At 41.9% G+C, this 19515-nt stretch carries 22 protein-coding genes; 16 read left to right on the forward strand and 6 right to left on the reverse strand.

All coding sequences use genetic code 11. The features are described from left to right. Positions 1 to 13: 13 nt before the first annotated feature. The 8 genes from PSH41_RS18895 to PSH41_RS18930 all read left to right on the forward strand — a co-directional run bounded on the left by PSH41_RS18895 (position 14) and on the right by PSH41_RS18930 (position 7712). Positions 14 to 1900, forward strand: coding sequence for a transglycosylase SLT domain-containing protein (locus PSH41_RS18895; RefSeq protein ID WP_273589933.1), 1887 nt, complete (start codon positions 14 to 16; stop codon positions 1898 to 1900). 184 nt (positions 1901 to 2084) lie between these two features. Continuing rightward, on the forward strand, positions 2085 to 3407 hold the full coding sequence (gene pepQ, locus PSH41_RS18900; protein ID WP_004588047.1) for a Xaa-Pro dipeptidase: 1323 nt from the start codon (positions 2085 to 2087) through the stop codon (positions 3405 to 3407). Between the two features lie 86 nt (positions 3408 to 3493). Next, positions 3494 to 4108, forward strand: a complete 615-nt coding sequence (locus PSH41_RS18905) for a YigZ family protein (RefSeq protein WP_024032141.1) — start codon at positions 3494 to 3496, stop codon at positions 4106 to 4108. A gap of 50 nt (positions 4109 to 4158) precedes the next feature. Then, positions 4159 to 5610: a TrkH family potassium uptake protein gene (locus PSH41_RS18910; protein ID WP_004588045.1), complete on the forward strand. Its 1452-nt coding sequence runs from the start codon at positions 4159 to 4161 to the stop codon at positions 5608 to 5610. Between the two features lie 29 nt (positions 5611 to 5639). Further along, positions 5640 to 6302: a PilZ domain-containing protein gene (locus tag PSH41_RS18915; RefSeq protein WP_096040917.1), complete on the forward strand. Its 663-nt coding sequence runs from the start codon at positions 5640 to 5642 to the stop codon at positions 6300 to 6302. Between the two features lie 462 nt (positions 6303 to 6764). Further along, a complete protein-coding gene (locus PSH41_RS18920; RefSeq protein WP_004588043.1) occupies positions 6765 to 6977 on the forward strand; it encodes an EF-hand domain-containing protein in 213 nt (70 codons plus the stop codon). A 129-nt stretch (positions 6978 to 7106) separates the two neighbouring features. Next, complete coding sequence (locus PSH41_RS18925) at positions 7107 to 7319, forward strand: calmodulin-like protein (protein ID WP_004588042.1); 213 nt, start codon at positions 7107 to 7109, stop codon at positions 7317 to 7319. A 177-nt stretch (positions 7320 to 7496) separates the two neighbouring features. After that, complete coding sequence (locus PSH41_RS18930; RefSeq protein WP_004588041.1) at positions 7497 to 7712, forward strand: EF-hand domain-containing protein; 216 nt, start codon at positions 7497 to 7499, stop codon at positions 7710 to 7712. An 85-nt stretch (positions 7713 to 7797) separates the two neighbouring features. On the opposite strand, the gene trkA is transcribed toward PSH41_RS18930, so the two are convergent. From trkA to def, 4 genes are all read right to left on the reverse strand, one after another. After that, entirely contained in the window at positions 7798 to 9174 is a 1377-nt protein-coding gene (gene trkA / locus PSH41_RS18935; RefSeq protein WP_004588040.1) for a Trk system potassium transporter TrkA, read from the reverse strand. A 75-nt stretch (positions 9175 to 9249) separates the two neighbouring features. Next, a complete protein-coding gene (gene rsmB, locus PSH41_RS18940) occupies positions 9250 to 10545 on the reverse strand; it encodes a 16S rRNA (cytosine(967)-C(5))-methyltransferase RsmB (RefSeq protein ID WP_004588039.1) in 1296 nt (431 codons plus the stop codon). Continuing rightward, positions 10538 to 11491: a methionyl-tRNA formyltransferase gene (fmt, locus tag PSH41_RS18945; protein ID WP_029773000.1), complete on the reverse strand. Its 954-nt coding sequence runs from the start codon at positions 11489 to 11491 to the stop codon at positions 10538 to 10540. The genes rsmB and fmt overlap by 8 nt, the downstream gene beginning before the upstream one ends. Before the next feature lie 21 nt (positions 11492 to 11512). Continuing rightward, positions 11513 to 12019 (reverse strand): peptide deformylase, encoded by a 507-nt coding sequence (def, locus tag PSH41_RS18950; protein ID WP_055016188.1) that lies wholly within the window; start codon positions 12017 to 12019, stop codon positions 11513 to 11515. Between the two features lie 119 nt (positions 12020 to 12138). On the opposite strand from def, the gene PSH41_RS18955 reads away from it, so the two are divergent. From PSH41_RS18955 to hemF, 6 genes are all read left to right on the forward strand, one after another. Then, on the forward strand, positions 12139 to 13260 hold the full coding sequence (locus PSH41_RS18955; RefSeq protein WP_004588036.1) for a LysM peptidoglycan-binding domain-containing protein: 1122 nt from the start codon (positions 12139 to 12141) through the stop codon (positions 13258 to 13260). 31 nt (positions 13261 to 13291) lie between these two features. Then, a complete protein-coding gene (dprA, locus tag PSH41_RS18960; RefSeq protein ID WP_004588035.1) occupies positions 13292 to 14383 on the forward strand; it encodes a DNA-processing protein DprA in 1092 nt (363 codons plus the stop codon). Position 14384: 1 nt separating this feature from the next. Continuing rightward, positions 14385 to 14858 (forward strand): DUF494 family protein, encoded by a 474-nt coding sequence (locus PSH41_RS18965; RefSeq protein ID WP_004588034.1) that lies wholly within the window; start codon positions 14385 to 14387, stop codon positions 14856 to 14858. Between the two features lie 97 nt (positions 14859 to 14955). Beyond that, complete coding sequence (locus PSH41_RS18970) at positions 14956 to 15531, forward strand: DNA topoisomerase family protein (protein WP_273589934.1); 576 nt, start codon at positions 14956 to 14958, stop codon at positions 15529 to 15531. 21 nt (positions 15532 to 15552) lie between these two features. Further along, positions 15553 to 16116, forward strand: a complete 564-nt coding sequence (locus PSH41_RS18975; RefSeq protein ID WP_054983829.1) for an L-threonylcarbamoyladenylate synthase — start codon at positions 15553 to 15555, stop codon at positions 16114 to 16116. A gap of 1 nt (position 16117) precedes the next feature. After that, on the forward strand, positions 16118 to 17068 hold the full coding sequence (hemF, locus tag PSH41_RS18980; RefSeq protein ID WP_273589935.1) for an oxygen-dependent coproporphyrinogen oxidase: 951 nt from the start codon (positions 16118 to 16120) through the stop codon (positions 17066 to 17068). Between the two features lie 91 nt (positions 17069 to 17159). On the opposite strand, the gene PSH41_RS18985 is transcribed toward hemF, so the two are convergent. Next, a complete protein-coding gene (locus PSH41_RS18985) occupies positions 17160 to 17597 on the reverse strand; it encodes a group II truncated hemoglobin (protein ID WP_029773006.1) in 438 nt (145 codons plus the stop codon). Between the two features lie 53 nt (positions 17598 to 17650). On the opposite strand from PSH41_RS18985, the gene aroE reads away from it, so the two are divergent. Further along, positions 17651 to 18475, forward strand: a complete 825-nt coding sequence (aroE, locus tag PSH41_RS18990; RefSeq protein ID WP_126005383.1) for a shikimate dehydrogenase — start codon at positions 17651 to 17653, stop codon at positions 18473 to 18475. Then, complete coding sequence (locus PSH41_RS18995; protein ID WP_024031321.1) at positions 18472 to 18732, forward strand: DUF1488 domain-containing protein; 261 nt, start codon at positions 18472 to 18474, stop codon at positions 18730 to 18732. The genes aroE and PSH41_RS18995 overlap by 4 nt, the downstream gene beginning before the upstream one ends. Here PSH41_RS18995 and PSH41_RS19000 read toward each other — a convergent pair. After that, positions 18715 to 19251 (reverse strand): gamma carbonic anhydrase family protein, encoded by a 537-nt coding sequence (locus PSH41_RS19000; protein WP_029773008.1) that lies wholly within the window; start codon positions 19249 to 19251, stop codon positions 18715 to 18717. The two genes, PSH41_RS18995 and PSH41_RS19000, sit on opposite strands and share 18 nt — an antisense overlap. Positions 19252 to 19515: the final 264 nt, after the last annotated feature.

The raw sequence follows: 19515 nt of genomic DNA on the forward strand, positions 1-19515 counted from the left end.
CCTAAAGGATATTATGAAAAAAATTTTATTAAGCGCTGTGGCAGCTGCCTTTATTCTTCCTTTTAGTTCTGCCCAAGCGAGTATCGATAATGACGCGTTTTTAGATGCTGAAAAAAAAGTGCGCTATGGAAGCTACCAAGACTTTAAAGAAGCAATAAACGGGTTAGACCACCCGCTAAAGCCGTATGTCGAAAAAACATATTGGCAACGCCATCCCAATTTTAAATACCAAAGCGAAATAGAAGATTACCTAACCATTTATGAACATACCCCGCTTGAGTGGCCGGTACGCAAAGCGTGGTTAGAGTATCTTGAAAAAAACAATAAAAAAGCAGCTTATATAAAAAACTACCGAGAAACGTCTAACGCAGCACTAACATGCACGTTTTTAGATTTTCAGCTTGATTTAGGGGCGCCAGAAAAAGCCATTTTTAATCAGGTTACCGATTTATGGACGGTGGGTAAGTCGCAACCGAATGAATGCGACTCGCTATTTTCGCTTTGGCGCAAAAAAGGTTATTTAAATAATGAGCTTGTATGGAAGCGCATAACGCTTGCAGCGCAGGGCGGTACGCAAAGTTTACTCCCTTATTTAAAAACGTTGTTACCTAAAAACGAGCGTTACTTAGCCGATTTATACTTAAAAGTACGCCGTGACCCTAGTGCGGCAGCAGGCTTGTATCGTTATAAAACTAAGTCGGCAAAAGAAGCGCAAATAGCCATTTATGGTGTTAAGCGTTTAATTTGGCGCGATAAAGCGCTGGCTTTAAGAGCCTGGCAAAAGCTAGAAAAAATGTTTACCTACAGCGATGAAGAAAAAGCAGATTTATATTACACGTTTGCTTTATCACTTGCTTCAAGTGGGCATAAACAGGCCAGTTTTTGGCTTAATAAGGTGCCAAAAGCGCGACAAGACAGAAAGTTAATTCAGTGGCAACTTGGTAATATGCTTAAAACCCAAAACTGGGAAGGCATAGCGGCTTTTTTTACAGGTAAAGACGATTTAAGTTTAGGCCAGCAATATTGGCTTGCTTATAGCTATGCTAAGCGAGGCGAGCAACAAAAAGCAGACGAAATTTGGACTAAAGTGGCCGCTAACCGCGATTACTATGGTTTTTTAGCGGCGGCACGATTAGGGCTGCCAGTTGATTTAAATAATCAGCCTTTGCAGGTTGATCAAAAATTAGTAGAGAAGGTGAAGAATGCGCCGGGCTTTAAACGTGCAAAAGCACTTTACGAACTCGAGCGTTTTACCTCTGCACGCCGAGAATGGAATTACTTAACGAACACCTCTACAGATGAAGAAAAACTAGCTGCTTCAAAGGTTGCAGCGCAAAACAATTGGCACGATAACGTTATTTTCACGTTAGCTAAAATTAAAGCATGGGATTATGTTGAACTGCGTTTTCCGTTTGCATTTCAAGATATATTTGAGCGCTACAGTAAACGCAGCAAAATAGACCCCGCGTGGAGTATTGCAATTGCACGGCGCGAAAGCTCGTTTGCACCAGATGCGCGTTCGCATGCAAATGCGCGTGGTTTAATGCAATTGCTCCCTAGTACGGCAGAATACGTTAACAAAGCAAGGGTATCGAGTACGCGTTTGTACCAACCTAAAACCAATATACGCTTAGGTACTAGTTACTTGCAGTACTTAAAAAAGAAAAACAAAGGGAATGAAATACTTGCTACGGCTTCTTACAACGCAGGGTATCATCGTATTAAACGCTGGTTACCTGACGAAGCCATACCTGCAGAGCTATGGGTTGAGCTGATCCCGTATAGAGAAACGCGAGATTACGTAAAAAATGTGTTTGCTTATCGCCAGGTTTATCACACCCGGATGGGCCGAGAAGGAAACGTGCTCGCGCCGTTACTCAAAATGAAAATGGGCGGGTAAATTATGTAATACCAATTGCCTAAAATATTTAGCCATTCTAGCGTGCTAAATAAAGGGCTAATAACGTAACACGATGGGTATAAGTATTAGGGGGATATTTACATGTTAAATATCCCCCTTTTTTGAGCGCTTTACGTTTAAGTGGTAGACTCAAAGCAAGTTAAATTTAACAGATGGATTAACAATGGATAAATTAGCCGTTTTATATGCAGAGCATATTGCCACATTACAACAACGTACGCGTACAATTTGTGACCGTGAAGGGCTCGAGGGTTTAGTTATTCACTCAGGCCAAGCTAAGCGCCAGTTTTTAGACGACATGTATTACCCATTTAAAGTTAATCCACACTTTAAAGCATGGCTTCCTGTTATTGATAATCCACATTGTTGGATTGTGGTAAATGGTAGCGATAAACCTAAGCTTATTTTTTACCGCCCAGTTGATTTTTGGCACAAAGTACCAGATGAGCCGCGTGATTTTTGGGCTGAGTACTTTGATATAGAATTATTGCTACAGCCTGATCAAGTTGAAAAACTATTACCTTACGATAAAGCTAAATACGCTTACATGGGCGAATACCTAGAGGTAGCGCAAGCGCTTGGCTTTAGTATTATGAATCCTGAGCCAGTACTTAACTATTTTCATTATAACCGCGCTTATAAAACGCAGTACGAGCTTGAATGTTTACGCCAAGCCAACCGCATCGCGGTAGATGGACATAAAGCAGCACGCGATACGTTTTATAATGGTGGTAGCGAATTTGATATTCAGCAAGCGTACCTTATGGCTACACGCCAAAGCGAAAACGAAATGCCGTATGGCAACATAGTAGCGCTTAACGAAAACTGCGCTATTTTGCATTACACACATTTTGAGCCAAAAGCACCGCTTACTCATAATTCGTTTTTAATCGATGCTGGCGCAAACTTTAATGGGTATGCCGCAGATATAACCCGTACGTACGATTTTAAAAAACAGGGCGAATTTGCTGAGCTAGTACAAACTATGACGGCAATACAAATTGAGCTAGGCAACGCATTAAAGCCAGGCATGTTATATGGCGATTTACACGTTGATTGCCATAACCGTATTGCGCAAATTCTTAGCGACTTCAATATTGTAAACTTACCCGCAACAGAAATTGTGGAACGTAAAATTACCTCCACATTTTTCCCTCATGGCTTGGGCCATCACCTTGGCTTACAAGTGCACGATATGGGCGGCTTCATGCGTGATGATAAAGGCACCCACCAGCCATCGCCAGAAGGGCACCCATTCTTACGTTGTACTCGTAAAATAGAGAAAAACCAAGTGTTTACTATTGAGCCAGGGCTTTACTTTATAGATTCATTATTAGGTGATTTAGCGCAAACCGACAGTAAGCAGTTTATTAACTGGGAAAAAATTGAGTCGTTAAAACCATACGGCGGTATTCGTATTGAAGACAATATTATTGTTCACGAAGACAGCCTAGAAAATATGACTCGTGACTTAGCGCTCGATTAAGCTAATAAAGACGAGCTCGCCAATACGCGCTAAAATACGCGAATGCAAAGGGGCCTTTTGGCCCCATTTTTAATTGAGCTTTAATTATGTCTGAATATAAATACCCCGCCGATGATGTGTTTCATCAAGAAGAAATTAAAAAAAGCACCTTTATAGTTCATATCGCGCATACGCCAGACCTACAGGCTGCTAAAGCATTTATTAAAAGCATTGAAGAAAAGTACCCAGATGCTCGTCATAATTGTTGGGCGCACGTAGCGGGTAACCCAGGCGGAAGCCATGTTTATGGTTTTTCTGATGATGGCGAGCCAAATGGTACCGCAGGAAAGCCCATGCTTAATGTGCTGGTGGGTTCTGGACTTGGCGAAATTACTGCGGTTGTCACCCGTTATTTTGGCGGTATAAAGCTGGGCACCGGTGGGTTAGTACGTGCCTATGGTGGGTCGCTTAATAATGCACTTTCGCAGCTAAAAACGGTGACTAAAGTACCGAGTATCGAGATTGTAGGCCAAAGTGAATACAGCATGCAGGGCGCAATAGAGCAATTGTTAAAAACCAATTATCAAGTACTTAATATAGAAAAACAATTTACTGCTAATATTGAATGGGTTATTACTATTGATAGCCGCCAAGCAAAACAGGCCATTAAAGATATTTTTGATTTAAGCCATGGCGCAGTTGAGTTAACTATCAAAGAGTAAGACAATAACTTACACACTTATATTTACTAATAATAAAAGCGATAAGCTACATGCAATTTCGTACCATCATAAAAATCCTTGGCCAACTTGTTGCGCTGTTTAGTATTACCATGGTGCCGCCTGCGGTGGTGTCTTTATTTTATAAAGATGGTGGTGGTGTTCCTTTTGTATTAGCGTTTATATTTAGTGTGGTTATTGGTTTAACAGCTTATTACCCAAACAGGCATGAAAACGGCGACTTAAAAGCACGCGAAGGCTTTTTAATTGTTGTTCTGTTTTGGCTAGTACTAGGGGCGTTTGCATCGTTACCGCTGATTTTTTTACAAGAACCTAATTTGTCTATGGCCGATGCGGTGTTTGAGGCCTTTTCTGGCCTTACAACCACTGGGGCCACGGTACTTACCGGAATTGAATACCTGCCTAAGTCTGTTTTGTTTTATCGCCAGCAATTACAGTGGTTTGGCGGTATGGGTATCATTGTACTTGCTGTTGCTATACTGCCCATGCTTGGGGTCGGTGGCATGCAGTTATACCGAGCTGAGATCCCTGGCCCAGTAAAAGATTCAAAAATGACCCCCCGCATTGCCGATACCGCAAAGCACCTTTGGTACATTTATGTGTCGTTAACGGTAACCTGTATGTTGGCGTATTGGGCGGCAGGTATGGAGTGGTTTGATGCTATATGCCATGCGTTTTCTACAGTGGCGATTGGCGGTTTTTCTACTTACGATGCCTCAATAGGGCACTTTGATAGCCCTGTCATTAACTTTATATGTGTTTTCTTTTTAATTATTGCTGCGGTTAACTTTTCACTGCATTACGCGGCGGTAGCGAGTCGTAATATTCAGGTATATATTCGCGACCCTGAATTTAAAGTTTTTTTACTGATACAGTTAGCGCTGGTGGTGATTTGTTTTACGGTGCTTTCATCTAACGAAATATTTGCCGATGGCGATGAAACCCTCGATCAGGCTTTATTTCAGGCGGTGTCTATGAGTACCACAGCCGGTTTTGCTACTGACAACTTTTCTACTTGGCCGCTGTTTTTACCTATATTGCTTATTTTTTCGAGCTTTATAGGTGGCTGTGCAGGTTCAACCGGTGGCGGTATGAAAGTTGTACGCGTGTTTTTACTTTACCTACAAGGCATACGTGAGCTTAACCGCTTAGTGCACCCACGTGCTATATACTCTATTAAGCTTGGTCGTAAAGCCCTGCCCGATAAAGTAGTTGAAGCGGTTTGGGGGTTTTTCTCGGCGTACGCATTGGTGTTTATTATTATAATGCTGGCGCTAATGGGAACCGGCATGGATAACATTACCGCGTTCTCTGCTACGGCGGCGTGTTTAAATAATTTAGGCCCAGGCTTAGGTGATGTTGCCTCGCATTATGGGGCGGTGAGCGATGGTGCCAAATGGCTATTAACTATTGCCATGGTATTTGGTCGCTTAGAAATATTCACCTTACTCGTGCTATTTACGCCGACCTTTTGGCGTGGGTAATAATATATAAATGATGCTTAGGAACAGGCATGCCACATTCTAATTTAGATAAATTACAGCAGTTAACAACAGGGCGATTGGTCGACTTGGAAATTGTTACGCCTACCAGTAGTAAACGCGTAAAAACAGAGTTTATTGGATTGCTAGAAAATAAATTTATTATTTTAAATTACCCAAGTTCAAAGCGTTTACCTGCTGCAAGTGATTACCTACGTGACGGTGTAATGGTGGTGGTAAGAGCTGTTATAGAAGGCAGTGGCGGACAAGTAATAGCATTTAGGCAGCAGCTTATGTCGGTTGCCTCACACCCTGCTAGGCTCATTTTTATTAATTACCCTACACAAGTGCAGTTATTTGCACTGCGCGCGCAAACACGCATACCTACCTTATTACCTGCCAAATTAACTCTTAGTGACGATAGAGTACTTGAAGGGGTGATTAAAGACATCTCGCTTACCGGGGTGATGTTTGATGTACGCGGCGATCAAAACGATGAAAATATTAAAGATATGCAATGCACGGTGACGGTTGATACCAACAATAAAGCATTTACTGGCGAAATATGCAGTGTAAAAGAACACGCTGCGGGGGTTAATTGTGGCATTAAACTTCTAGCCAGTGAAGATGAAATGAAGGCATTTATGAAAGAGCATTTTATCGATCCCGCGATGCTTGAGCTGCCATTAGAATAAGCACTTTCGCTTAATAGCAACAAATGGCCATTTTTTATTTGAGTGGCAGTCATATTTTTAAAACTTCAAAAAATAATTTTTATTTTCTATAAAAATCAGTAGTATAGGCTAGTTTTACGAGTGAGTTATTTTAATACGTTAGCTCCCCTCATGGCTAAAATTTAGTCTCTTTTTTCGATAAATCTTCATCCTTACAATTTACGCCGAAAATTGTAGCTTTTTTCTCTTATGTAACTAGCTGTTTTTATTGTATTTAAAAACTTAGCTTTACCCTTTGTTGCTAGTTTGCAACATAAAACCCCCGAAAATTTATCAAAAATAGCCAAACACTCTTTTAACTGATTGAAATTAATGAGCTTTTAAAACTTGGCATTCAAGTTGTAATAGTCTGGCTGTACTGAACAATAACGTGATTTAAAGTAAAACACTTAATCGCACACATATACTTGAAGGAATTATATTATGAAAAGCATTAATAAAACTTTAGCACTTATCGCCCTTGCTTCATCATCAGCGGCATTTGCAGCAACCGATTTTGATACGTTAGATGTAGATGGCAGCGGCACGATTAGCAAATCAGAGGCATCAATTGATGCAAAACTGATGAGCATGTTCTCAGAATTAGATACTGACCAAGATGGTGAGCTATCAAAAGAAGAATTTTCAGAAGCTTAAAGTGTGGTAACAATCCTGAGTTGCCAATGACAACCTAAGTAGGCAAGGGAGCTTACGAAAAAGGATTACAAGGATTGCGTACACCACGTAGTGAACTTAACTAATTTGTTTATATTGAAGGATTAAATTATGAAGCATTTAAATAAAGCACTCGCATTTATGGCTATTGCCTCTTCTTCTGCTGCCTTTGCAGGAACTGATTTTGACACGCTAGATGTAGATGGCAATGGCGCCATTAGCCAAGCTGAAGCATCGGTTGATGCGGATTTAATGGCTGAGTTTGTTGAGCTTGATACCGATGGAAATGGTGAGCTTTCAAAACAAGAGTTCTCTAAATACTAGGGTGTGATGATCTTTGCCAATTTAGGCAGGACAGCGCATGTTCACTTAGCAAAGAGTCATTTGCTCTAATCCAATGTGCATTAAAACTTAGTAATGCACATTGGCAAAAGCACTTTTTAGTTAATTTTTAAACCCATGGATCTTAGAAAAGGATTTCCTCTTAATTAGGACACAACTATGAAAACATTAAATACAGCACTTGCCGTTATCGTATTAGCTTCTTCATCAGCGGCATATGCTGCAGTCGACTTTGCCTCGTTTGATGCCGATGGTGATGGTGCAATTTCAAAGCAAGAAGCGCAGGTAAATTCACAGCTAGTGAAAATTTTTGACCAGCTAGATACTGATGGTAATGGTGAAATTTCTGAGCAAGAGTTTTCAAAAGTACAGTAATTAGAAGCTGCTAAGCAGGGTTGCCTAGCATTAAAAAAACATACTCCACTAAAGCCGCCTTAGTCAGCGGCTTTTTTGTGTTTAACTATAAAAATATAGCGCTAACTTGGAATAGCTTTTCTACTACGTTGATATGCTTTTTATCGATTAAAAACATAATAACGTGATCACCAGACATAATAACCGTGTCGTCGTGGGCAATCAGTACGTCGTCATTACGTACAATAGCACCAATCGTTGTACCTGCAGGTAGCTTGATATCGGCAATCGCACGGCCAACTACTTTTGATGTGTTTTCATCGCCATGGGCAACGGCTTCAATGGCCTCTGCCGCGCCTTTACGTAACGAGTACACATTAACAATATCGCCACGGCGTACGTGTGTAAGTAGCGCCGAAATAGTTGCTTGTTGTGGTGATATAGCAATATCTATTTCACCCCCTTGCACTAAATCTACATACGCACCACGCTGAATAAGCACCATGGTTTTTTGTGCGCCCATGCGTTTTGCAAGCATGGCCGACATTATATTTGCTTCATCGTCGTTGGTTACGGCAATAAACACATCAACTTGCTCTATGTGCTCTTCAGATAGTAGTTCTTGGTCTGAGGCGTCTCCACAAAACACGACGGTGTTATCTAGCATTTCAGAGAGTTGCTCAGCACGCTCTTTACTACGCTCTAGTAACTTAACGCTGTGGTTTTTTTCCAGTGAGCGAGCAAGGCCTGCACCAATGTTACCGCCACCGGCTATCATAATTTTTTTGTAAGAACGCTCAAGTTTTTGTAGCTCGTTCATAACTGCGCGAATATGCTTAGTGGCAGCAATGAAAAATACTTCATCGTCCGCTTCTATTACCGTGGTGCCCAGTGGCTTTATAGCTTTACCTTGGCGATAAATTGCTGCTACACGGGTTTCTACATTCGGAATATGCTCTTTTAAAGCAGAAAGCGCATAACCCACTAATAAGCCACCGTAGTAAGCTTTTACAGCCACAAGAGAGAGCATGCCATCGGCAAATTGCAGCACTTGCAACGCGCCTGGGTAATCTATTAAACGGCGAATATATTTGGTAACAAGTGCTTCGGGGGCAATATAGTGATCAACCGGGAGGTCATCGTTATGAAATAGCTTTTCGCGGTATTTTAAATATTGCTCTGATCGGATACGGGCTATTTTAGTTGGCGTATTAAAAATACTATACGCGACTTGGCACGCCACCATATTGACTTCATCTGAGCTGGTTACCGCAATAATCATGTCGGCGTCTTCAGCACCTGCACGTCTGAGCACATCTGGGTGAGCACTGTGCCCCGTGACCCCTTGTAAGTCGTACTTATCTTGTAGCTCTCGTAAGCGGTTGCCGTCTATATCAACAACGGTTATTTCGTTTTGTTCGCCAACTAAGTTTTCAGCAAGCGTACCACCGACTTGTCCGGCACCGAGTATGATTATTTTCATTATTTACCCGAATTACTGTTTAATTAAAAAAATAGCCATTTACTGTTTAATAAATGGCTATTGAGTGTACGGCTATTAGGCTTTTTTAACTAGCTTAGCGTAATAAAATCCGTCGCTTTCACCTGGTAGTAATTGTAAACCAGGGTTGGTAACTGTGTCGTTGTCGTGCAGTGGTATATGCTCAACGTCACTATTATTAGCTAAAAATTTAGCGACTTGCTGTTGGTTCTCTTGCGGCAGTACCGAACAGGTTGCGTATATCATTGTGCCGCCTGGTTTTAGTAGTGGCCAAATGCTATTGAGTATATCGCTCTGTAGTGTAGCTAAATCTTCAATGTCTGATGCGCGGCGAAGCCATTTTATATCTGGGTGGCGGCGTATAACACCGGTTGCCGAACAAGGGACATCTAATAAAATGCGGTCAAACTGTTGCTCATCCCACCATGTGTGTGGCTGCGAAGCGTCTGCACATTGTAGGTCTGCGCCTAAACCGATACGGGTTAAATTTTGTTTAACACGTTCTAGGCGAGTGGCGTCACTATCAAGTGCTAATACTTCTGCATCAGCAAGCTCTAATATATGACATGTTTTACCGCCAGGTGCTGCACAGGCATCTAAAATGTATTCATCAGCTTGAGGTGCTAAAAAGCGTGCGGCTAATTGTGCTGCGGCGTCTTGAACTGAGCAGGCGCCCACATCAAATTCTGGCAACGAAAATACATCACGCGGCTTAGCTAGTTTAATACCATCAACAAACTCAGGGTTTAACGTGTGCTCTATATCGTTAGCCGTTAACATTTCGCTGTATTGTTGCGTGCTGTATTGGGCTTGATTGACACGTAACCACATAGGGGCTTGTTGTTGGTTTTCTTCAAGAAGCGCTTCCCAGTTGTCTGGGTAGGCAGCTTGCACTTGTTTAATAAACCAATTTGGATGGTTATATAAACACACTGGTATTTGCTTGGCTTTTTCTTCAAGCTCGCTTTGTTGGCGCTGAAAGCTACGCAAAATAGCGTTGATTAAGCCTTTTAAGCCTAATGCACGCATTTGGCCAAGGGCATTAACGGTTTCAGAAATGGCCGCATGCGGTGGCACGCGCATATGCTGCAGCTGATAGATACCGACATACAACAAAAACTGAAAAATACGACGCTTACCTTTAAGTGGCTGTTCTACTAAATGTTGGCAGTAGTTTTCAAGGCTAGGTAGGTAGCGCAACACGCCGTAACAAATTTGCTGTAATAGCGCTTTGTCTTTAGGGGGCAGGCCTTGGCTGGCAAATGGTAGCTCTTGATTTAGCGAAGCGCCTTTATCAACCACGTTATATAAAGTTTCAGCGGCAAGCGCACGTACGTTTTGAACATTACTCATTGTTTTCGCCTAATACGGTGCCAGGAGTTACCCAGTCACTGCGACCGTTTAAAAAGTCGCTAATTGCCATTGGTTTTTTACCTTGGGGTTGCAGCTGTGTAATACTTAATGCCTGCTTGCCACACGCCACTACAATGCCGTTTTTATCGCTTGATAAAACAACGCCCGCAGGGCCTGTTTGCTCAACGACTGAGGCTTGGTAAATTTTTACGCTGTGCTCACCCATTTGAGTAAAACACACTGGCCATGGATTAAATGCACGAATATTACGCTCAATTTGTACGGCATCCATCGTCCAATCAATATTTGCCTCCTCTTTTGAAAGCTTTTTAGCGTAATTTGCCAGCTCGTCGTTTTGCGGCTCTGCTATAAGCTCGCCATTGGCTAACTTATTAATGGTTTGAACAAGTGCTCCGGGACCAAGTTCAGCCAGTTTAGTGTATAAACTGGCACTGGTTTCATCCGCAGCAATAGGGCAGCGGCTAATGTGCAGCATGTCGCCGGTATCAAGCCCTTCATCCATTTGCATTATGGTTACGCCGGTATCTTCATCGCCAGCCCAAATTGCGCGCTGTATAGGGGCAGCACCGCGCCAGCGCGGTAAAATAGAGCCATGCACATTTAAACACCCTAAGCGTGGCGCCTCTAAAATGGCTTTTGGTAAAATTAAGCCATAAGCCACCACAATCATGATATCGGCATTTAAGCTTTTAAGCTCAGTGAGTGCGTCTTCATTTTTTAATGATTGTGGCTGAAAAACAGGTAGTTCATGTTCAAGCGCAAGCGCTTTTACTTCACTGGCTTTTAACTTTTTACCACGCCCAGCAGGGCGGTCTGGTTGGCTGTAAACTCCAACAATTTGGTGTTCGCTTTGAATTAACGCTTGTAGGTGACGAGCGGCAAAGTCCGGCGTACCGGCAAATATAATGCGTAGTGGTTTTGTCACTGAGTTTTCCTAAGGTGCTTATTACTTCGCGGCAAATTTAGCTTCTTTTTCAAGCTTTTTGCGAATACGTTGACGCTTTAATGGCGATAGGTAATCAATAAATAGTTTACCTTGTAAGTGATCTAGTTCGTGTTGAATACAAATAGCTAATAGCTCATCTGCATCTAGTACAAATTCTTCACCATTTTCGTTAAGAGCGGCAACGGTTACGGTTTCAGCACGGTCTACTTTTGCGTAAGAGTTAGGCACTGATAAACAGCCTTCTTCGCTAATAGTTGAACCATCTTTTTTAATAATTTGTGGGTTAATTAAAACCAGTGGTTCGTCGCGTTCTTCTGATACGTCGATCACCACAATACGTTGATGAATATCAACTTGTGTAGCAGCTAGCCCAATGCCGTTTTCATCGTACATTGTCTCTAGCATGTCTTTTACAATTTGGCGAACGTTGTCATCAACCTGTGCAACTTCTTTTGCTACCGTACGTAAACGCTCATCTGGAAATCTTAAAACTTCTAACCTAGCCATAGTTACCTTTTTACACTTGTGCTTAATTTAGGGTATTGTATGCTCTTATTTTAGCCATTCGCGTTCCCCTTTAACAGGTTTTGGTCAATAATAATGAAAAAACAATACAAGGAAGCCCAATGAAATCTCAATTGGCTGCAATTATGTTTGCACTAAGTACTGCCTTTCCTGCAGTCGCTGATGTTTTACAAATAAAAAAAGATGCTCCAAAACAATATGTTGTAAAAAAAGGCGATACCCTTTGGGATATTTCCGGCATTTATTTAGAAGAACCATGGCTGTGGCCAGAGTTGTGGCAAATGAACCCGCAAATAGATAACCCGCATCTAATTTACCCAGGCGATGCACTCGCGTTAGTGTACGACGCCGACGGTAACCCGCGTTTGGTGATTAATAAAGCGTACAGAAAGTTATCGCCGCAAGGGCGTATTACACCAAAAGGTAATAACGCCATCACCACTTTACCACTTGAAATAATTAAACCTTATTTAAGTTATGAGCAAGCGATTAACAGCGATGACATAGATGATAAGCCGTATATTTTAGGGGCAAACGAAAATACTAAAACGCAAACTCTCGGGCATATTTTATACGTTAAGGGCGATTTAAAAGTACATAAAGCGTATGCTATTTATCACAAAGGCGAACCTTACATAGATACACAAACCGGTGAAGAGCTAGCCACTCGCGCTACTTATGTCGGTATGGCTCGTGCATTTAGAACGGGCGATGAAAGCAATGGAGTACCATCGTCTTTACGGGTTGAGTCAGTTAAACAAGAAATACAACAAGGCGATTTTTTACTCCCTGCTATGCAAGGGCAAATGTTACCAGCGTACTTTAATATGCATCGTCCTAAGCAAAGTGTATCCGGCAGTGTTATTGACTCGCCGCGCCAAGTAAGAGAATTCAGCACAATGGATGTAGTGGTGCTAAACTTAGGTGCTGAGCAACAAATTGAAGTTGGTCATATCCTCGATTTAGAACGCCAATCACCCACCGTTATTGATGGCCCTCGAGGACCGCGTTATCCAGAGGATTCGAGCAAATTTGAAAAGCTTTTATCTGATGCAGGTGAATTATTTGGCAGCGAGCCAGATGAAGACACCACAACATGGACAATGCCACACGAAAAAGTGGGTGAGTTAATTGTATTTAAAGTGTATGACAAAGTGAGTTATGCATTAATAACAAAAAATCAGCACCCAATTCGCGTTGGAGATAGTGTAGTAATTCATTAAGTTGTAGCGAGTCGGTGCTCTAGGAGAGAGCATGGATCAGTCATCTGGCAAGCTAGCCCACTGGCTTGCCTTTTATATGTGTAAAGGCTTAGGTATTAAAACACTGTTAGCCTTATCACATACTCACCCCCTCGAATCATTATTTGATTTAAACCAAAGTGAATTACAACAGCTTGGCCTTACCCAAAACCAAGCCTGCAACTTACTCAATACCAATTGGCAGCAAGTAAACCATTACGAGCAACAAATACAGCAGCTTAATATTACAGTGGTGTGTATTTTTGATGCGCTATACCCAAACGAGCTAAAACACATAGCCAGTGCCCCTTTACTGTTATTTTGTAAAGGCGATATATCGCTGTTATCTAGCCCGCAAGTGGCCATTGTTGGCAGTAGAAACGCGACCCCTACGGGGCTCGAAATAGCCTCGGAGCTTGCTTATCAGCTTACTTTAGCCGGTATTACTGTTACCTCGGGCATGGCGCGGGGAATTGATGGTGCCGCGCACAAAGGCGCATTGGCCAATAATGGCAAAACAATTGGTGTATTAGGGACTGGGGTTGATATTTACTACCCCAAACGCCATAAATTATTAACAGACCAAGTATTAGAGCATGGCTTATTAATAAGCGAGTTTTTACCGGGTACCGCCGCTAATGCGCATAACTTTCCACGCAGAAACCGTATTATATCTGGGCTGTCTTTAGGCGTGGTTATTGTAGAGGCTGAAATTAAAAGCGGTTCATTGATCACGGTACGTTACGCTATTGAACAAAATAAAGAAGTGTTTGCAGTACCGGGCTCTATTAAAAACCCTTTATCGCAAGCGAGTCATTTTTTAATAAAGCAGGGCGCTAAGTTAGTCGAAAATGTAACAGATATTTTGGATGAGGTGAGCTTTTCTTATCAAAGCGGTCTATATAATAAAGAGGAGCCTGTAAACAAACAGTCACAGTGTGAGGTGTTAAATAGTATAGGGTATGAGGTAACCAGTGTTGATGAAATTGTACGTCGCGCCAAGTGGCCAATTGATAAAGTGCTGGCAAGGTTGCTCGATTTAGAGTTAGACGACGAAATAGAGCGAGTGTTAGACGGGTATATAAAGCTAAGCACAGGAAGGTAATATGTTTGATATTCTCATGTATCTTTTTGAAAACTACATTCACAGTGAAGCCGATATTTATATTGAAGAAAACGAGCTTACCGATGAATTACTTCGCGCGGGCTTTAATAAGACCGAAATTTTTAAAGCGTTAAACTGGCTTGAACAATTGGCCGATTTACAACGCAGCGACGAGTCGCCCTACTTAATTACAAAGCCTCACCAAGCAATGCGCATTTTTACCGATAGCGAATGCAAAATGTTAAACGTTGAATGCCGTGGCTTTTTGATGTTTTTAGAGCAAATAAGGGTCGTTAACAGTGTAACCCGTGAAATGGTTATGGACCGCCTTGCCGCATTAGATAAACCTTATATTTCGCTCGACGACTTAAAGTGGGTTGTGCTTATGGTGTTATTTAACGTACCTGGCTCAGAAGAGGCTTACGAGCAGATGGAAGACCTTATATTTGACGAACCCACCGAACTTCTACATTAAAATTGTATGCCAAACCACTTAAACATATATGCACAGCTTGTATCTTTAAGTGGTTTGGGTATATTAGGCGAAAATTCAGCAACCCATTAGGAACCTCATGAGTAAAATCGACCATTCGCTTTTCTCGGCGGATAAACACGCCTTAGAAAAAGAATACGAAGTCTGCCCGCAATGTGGTTCTGAATTAGTGATCCGTAACTCTAAAACAGGTCCTTTTTTGGGTTGTGCGAGTTACCCTAAATGCGACTTTATTCGCCCATTAGCGCATCACGACAGCAACGAAATAAAGGTGCTTGAAGATTCAGCCTGCCCACAGTGCACAAAACCGCTGGTGGTTAAAAACGGCCGTTATGGTATGTTTATTGGGTGTACAGGGTACCCTGTGTGTCATTATATCGCCCACGATGACGAACCTAATAATAACGATGATGTATTACCTGGGTGTCCTAAATGCAAAAAAGGGCAGCTAGTTGCACGCAGCAATAAATTTGGTAAAACGTTTTACTCATGCGATTGTTACCCAAGCTGTAAATATACTCTAAATAACAAACCCATAGCCAAGCCATGCCCTAAGTGCGATTGGCCGCTTGTTATTGAGAAAAAAATGGCCAATGGTACTGTGCTACAGTGCCCACAAAAAAGTTGCCTGCATAAACTTACCACTACTGATTAATATAAATTTCTGGAGCATATTTTGTCAGACCTTTCTACATTGCCTACGGCTATATCTTGCTTAGAGCAAGGTGAAGTTATTTTATATCCTACTGAAGCTGTCTATGGTTTAGGGTGTGATCCAGATAATCAGCAAGCTGTTGAGAAGTTGCTAAAAATAAAACAGCGTCCCGTTGAAAAGGGCCTTATTTTAATCGCCGATAACTACGGCCAGTTATTAAAGTATGTTGACGATGTAAAGCTGCCAATGGACAAGCGCGCTGATATTTTTTCTAGTTGGCCCGGTGCTATTACCTGGGTAATGCCTGCAGCTAAAAATACGCCTAAATGGTTAACAGGGCAGTTTGATACGATTGCCGTACGGGTTACTGATCATCCAAGTGTTAAGCGCTTATGCCAGCAATTAGGTAAGCCTCTTGTCTCTACTAGTGCTAATTTAACCGGACAGCCAACCGTAACAAGTATTGAACAAGCCAAGCAGCAATTTGCAGATAAGGTAGGCTGTTACATTGATGAGCCCTTAGGGGGCAACACGCAGCCAAGCACAATTAAAGATGCCATGACCGGCAAAGTATTTAGAGGTTAATATGCAAAGCGAATTATTAGAACAAGTAAAAGCGTATTTTATGGCTTTGCAAGACACCATTTGCCAAGGTTTAGAGCAGGCCGATGGCAATGCAAAATTTGTAGAAGATAGCTGGCAACGTGCCGAAGGCGGTGGCGGGCGTACGCGTGTTACCACTAACGGTAATGTAATAGAGCAAGGCGGCGTTAACTACTCGCATGTGTTTGGTGCATCTATGCCGGGCTCTGCGACCGCTCATAGGCCAGAGCTTGCAGGGCGAAGCTTTCATGCATGTGGTGTTTCATTAGTTATTCATCCAAAAAACCCACATGTTCCTACAAGTCATGCCAATGTGCGCTTTTTTATAGCCGAAAAAGAAGGCGAAGAGCCTATTTGGTGGTTTGGCGGAGGGTTTGACTTAACGCCTTTTTACCCCGTTTTTGAAGATGTACAGCATTGGCACCAAGTCGCACACGACATTTGTGCACCATTTGGTGAACAAGTGTATCCAAAATACAAAACGTGGTGTGATGAATATTTTTACCTAAAACATCGCGACGAAACACGCGGTGTAGGCGGCTTATTTTTTGATGACTTAAACGAACTAGGGTTTGAGCAGAGCTTTGCATTTATGCAATCGGTTGGTAATGGCTTTTTAGATGCATACTTACCTATTATTGAGCGTCGTAAAAATGATGAATACACGCAACAGCAGCGCGACTTTCAATTGTATCGCCGCGGTCGTTACGTAGAATTTAACCTTGTGTGGGATAGAGGCACTTTATTTGGCTTACAAAGCGGTGGGCGCACAGAGTCTATATTAATGTCGATGCCGCCACTGGCGCGTTGGGAATACAATTATAAGCCCGCGCCCGACAGCGCAGAGGCTAATTTGTATCAATACTATTTACGTCCACAAGAGTGGCTAACCACTAAACCTACTGATTTGATAGCCAGAGAGTGGCAGTTATAAATATTAAATTAAGGTAGGGGCTGTTTTCCGCAAAGCTCAATAAACCCTAATAAAAGGCGCTTAACAGCGCCTTTTTGCTAAGTAGTTACAATTAGTGCTCATTAATCATATGGGTGGCAAGTTGTCCAAAAGACTGCTTTAACCCTTCGCGCAGTAGGGGGTTGTCTACTTCTATATCGAGCGTTTTATTCATGCAATACATCCACTGATCGCGCAGGTCTTTATTTATAGTAAAAGGCATATGGCGTTTGCGCAGCATAGGTTGGCCATGTTTTTCAGTAAATAGGTTAGGGCCGCCTAACCAACCCGATAAAAACTCAAAAAACACTTGGCGAATTCTATCTAATGGCAGAGGATGCATATCATATAATGGTTTGGCGTATTCATCGCTGGCCATTATGTCGTAGAATCTATTAGCAATAGCACGGGTACCCGCTTCTCCACCAATAATTTCATACGGTGTTTTCTCAGGAGTGGGCGCTGGTTGCTCAGGAGCTGGTTTAGATTTTGAAAAAAGTCGTTTAATCATATTACTTATCATCGTTAATAGGCAGTGTATAGCTGCAAAGAGGTTGCTTTAAAATGGACAAATATGCGGTTTTTGGAAATCCAATCAAACATTCAAAATCCCCCGCGATACATAAACAATTTGCTGTATCTTTGGGTGAGCAAATCGACTACCGCGCAATATTAGCACCTATCGATCACTTTGAAAAAACAGTAACCACCTTTTTTGAGCAAGGCGGAATAGGTGCCAACGTTACTATGCCATTTAAAGAGCAAGCGTATGCCATGGCTGATGAACTCACCCCGCTTGCTAAAATTGTTGGTGCAGTTAATACACTTAAAAAACGCGATGATGGCACTTTGTTAGGCGATAACACCGATGGCGTGGGCTTTGTTAATGATTTACTTGCCAATGAAGTGACAATTACCAATAAGCGTATTTTAATTATTGGTGCTGGTGGCGCAGCAAGAGGGGTAATACTACCGCTACTTGAGCATAATCCAGCTGAAATAACGATTGTTAATCGCACGGCAAAAAAAGCGCAAGACTTAGCGCAACTATTTGCTGAATATGGCAAGGTAACAGGCTATGGGTTTGATACATTACCAGTAAGCAATTACTCACTTATCGTAAATTCTACCTCTAGCAGTATGAACAACGAGTTACCTGCACTTGACGAAAAACACCTAAGTCAGTGCGCAGTGGCATACGATATGTTTTACTCCCAGCAAAATACCGTATTTATGAACTGGGTTGCAGAGCATAATAACCACGCTAAGCTGTTAGATGGCAGTGGTATGTTAGTAGGCCAAGCTGCACAGGCATATTATGTATGGCGTAATAAAATGCCCGCCATACTTCCTGTTGTTAAAGCACTAAAACAAGGCATGCTTAAATGAATCAAGCCATACAGTTTATAGATAGACTCGAGTTTAGAGAACCTTCCCACCAACTAGTCTTTTTTGCACAAGTAACAGGGATGCTGGTGGAGTGTATTATAGATTTACGAAAGCTAGGGCTTCAAGATGAAAGCCATGCAACGCAGCATTTCGATAAATACCGATTTGATTACGAAGAATGTGCCGAGCAACTTATAGAAGATGAAAGTTATAACTCGGCAGGGCAGATAGAAGTGAATCTAGTTGATCTCTGCTAAATACTCGTCTTTTAATTGCACATAGTTATCTGCAGATACTTTTAAAAAGGCAAGCTCTTGCTCTGTTAATGGGCGGGCTTGCTTTACTGGACTACCAACATATAAATAACCAGACTCCAATCGTTTATTTGGCGGTACTAATGAACCCCCACCAATAATAACGTCGTCCTCTACTATTACATTGTCCATTACAATAGCGCCCATACCAACAAGTATACGATTTCCAAGCGTACATCCATGCAGCATCACCTTGTGTCCTACTGTCACATCATCACCAATAATAAGTGGGTAACCATCTGGGTTACTTTTAGTCGCACGTGATAAATGAAGAACACTACCGTCTTGTATATTTGTACGTTCACCAATACGTATATAGTTAACATCTCCTCGCGCTGCCACTAAAGGCCATACGCTACAGTGGTCACCAATCGTAATATCTCCTACCAAAACAGACGACTCATCAACATAAACAGACGAATTAAAAGAGGGAGTCACACCTTTATAAGAACGGATAGCCATATATATACCTTTTAAATACCAGTTATAGTCGCTTGAGTGTAACAGCAACACTTAAATATAGGCCAGAAAAGGCCTGTTTTGATTATAAAACTACCAGTTATAGAGGGTTTAGTTCACATATTGACCGAACAGTGCTTTTTTTTGGTTTTTCTTTAAAAAAGTGCTTGCGTAAAAATCTGTTCTCCCTATAATGCGACCCCACTGAGACGGGGAACGCCAACGCATAGCGAGGCACGAGCTGCTCACAGAGTTAAGTAAAACTTA

Origin of the sequence: Pseudoalteromonas sp. CST2 (assembly GCF_028599385.1) — a bacterium.
In the GTDB taxonomy this organism is placed as follows: domain Bacteria; phylum Pseudomonadota; class Gammaproteobacteria; order Enterobacterales; family Alteromonadaceae; genus Pseudoalteromonas; species Pseudoalteromonas atlantica.

Bases quoted from the DNA above. Each gene is read 5' to 3' on its own strand.
- PSH41_RS18995 (WP_024031321.1), top strand. From the start codon at position 18,472: ATGAATCAAGCCATACAGTTTATAGATAGACTCGAGTTTAGAGAACCT.
- PSH41_RS18915 (WP_096040917.1), top strand. From the start codon at position 5,640: ATGCCACATTCTAATTTAGATAAATTACAGCAGTTAACAACAGGGCGA.
- dprA (WP_004588035.1), top strand. From the start codon at position 13,292: ATGGATCAGTCATCTGGCAAGCTAGCCCACTGGCTTGCCTTTTATATG.
- PSH41_RS18895 (WP_273589933.1), top strand. From the start codon at position 14: ATGAAAAAAATTTTATTAAGCGCTGTGGCAGCTGCCTTTATTCTTCCT.
- pepQ (WP_004588047.1), top strand. From the start codon at position 2,085: ATGGATAAATTAGCCGTTTTATATGCAGAGCATATTGCCACATTACAA.
- def (WP_055016188.1), bottom strand. From the start codon at position 12,019: ATGGCTAGGTTAGAAGTTTTAAGATTTCCAGATGAGCGTTTACGTACG.
- aroE (WP_126005383.1), top strand. From the start codon at position 17,651: ATGGACAAATATGCGGTTTTTGGAAATCCAATCAAACATTCAAAATCC.
- PSH41_RS18965 (WP_004588034.1), top strand. From the start codon at position 14,385: ATGTTTGATATTCTCATGTATCTTTTTGAAAACTACATTCACAGTGAA.
- PSH41_RS18930 (WP_004588041.1), top strand. From the start codon at position 7,497: ATGAAAACATTAAATACAGCACTTGCCGTTATCGTATTAGCTTCTTCA.
- PSH41_RS18925 (WP_004588042.1), top strand. From the start codon at position 7,107: ATGAAGCATTTAAATAAAGCACTCGCATTTATGGCTATTGCCTCTTCT.
- PSH41_RS18905 (WP_024032141.1), top strand. From the start codon at position 3,494: ATGTCTGAATATAAATACCCCGCCGATGATGTGTTTCATCAAGAAGAA.
- PSH41_RS18985 (WP_029773006.1), bottom strand. From the start codon at position 17,597: ATGATTAAACGACTTTTTTCAAAATCTAAACCAGCTCCTGAGCAACCA.
- PSH41_RS18910 (WP_004588045.1), top strand. From the start codon at position 4,159: ATGCAATTTCGTACCATCATAAAAATCCTTGGCCAACTTGTTGCGCTG.
- hemF (WP_273589935.1), top strand. From the start codon at position 16,118: ATGCAAAGCGAATTATTAGAACAAGTAAAAGCGTATTTTATGGCTTTG.
- PSH41_RS18955 (WP_004588036.1), top strand. From the start codon at position 12,139: ATGAAATCTCAATTGGCTGCAATTATGTTTGCACTAAGTACTGCCTTT.
- PSH41_RS19000 (WP_029773008.1), bottom strand. From the start codon at position 19,251: ATGGCTATCCGTTCTTATAAAGGTGTGACTCCCTCTTTTAATTCGTCT.
- trkA (WP_004588040.1), bottom strand. From the start codon at position 9,174: ATGAAAATAATCATACTCGGTGCCGGACAAGTCGGTGGTACGCTTGCT.
- rsmB (WP_004588039.1), bottom strand. From the start codon at position 10,545: ATGAGTAATGTTCAAAACGTACGTGCGCTTGCCGCTGAAACTTTATAT.
- PSH41_RS18970 (WP_273589934.1), top strand. From the start codon at position 14,956: ATGAGTAAAATCGACCATTCGCTTTTCTCGGCGGATAAACACGCCTTA.
- PSH41_RS18920 (WP_004588043.1), top strand. From the start codon at position 6,765: ATGAAAAGCATTAATAAAACTTTAGCACTTATCGCCCTTGCTTCATCA.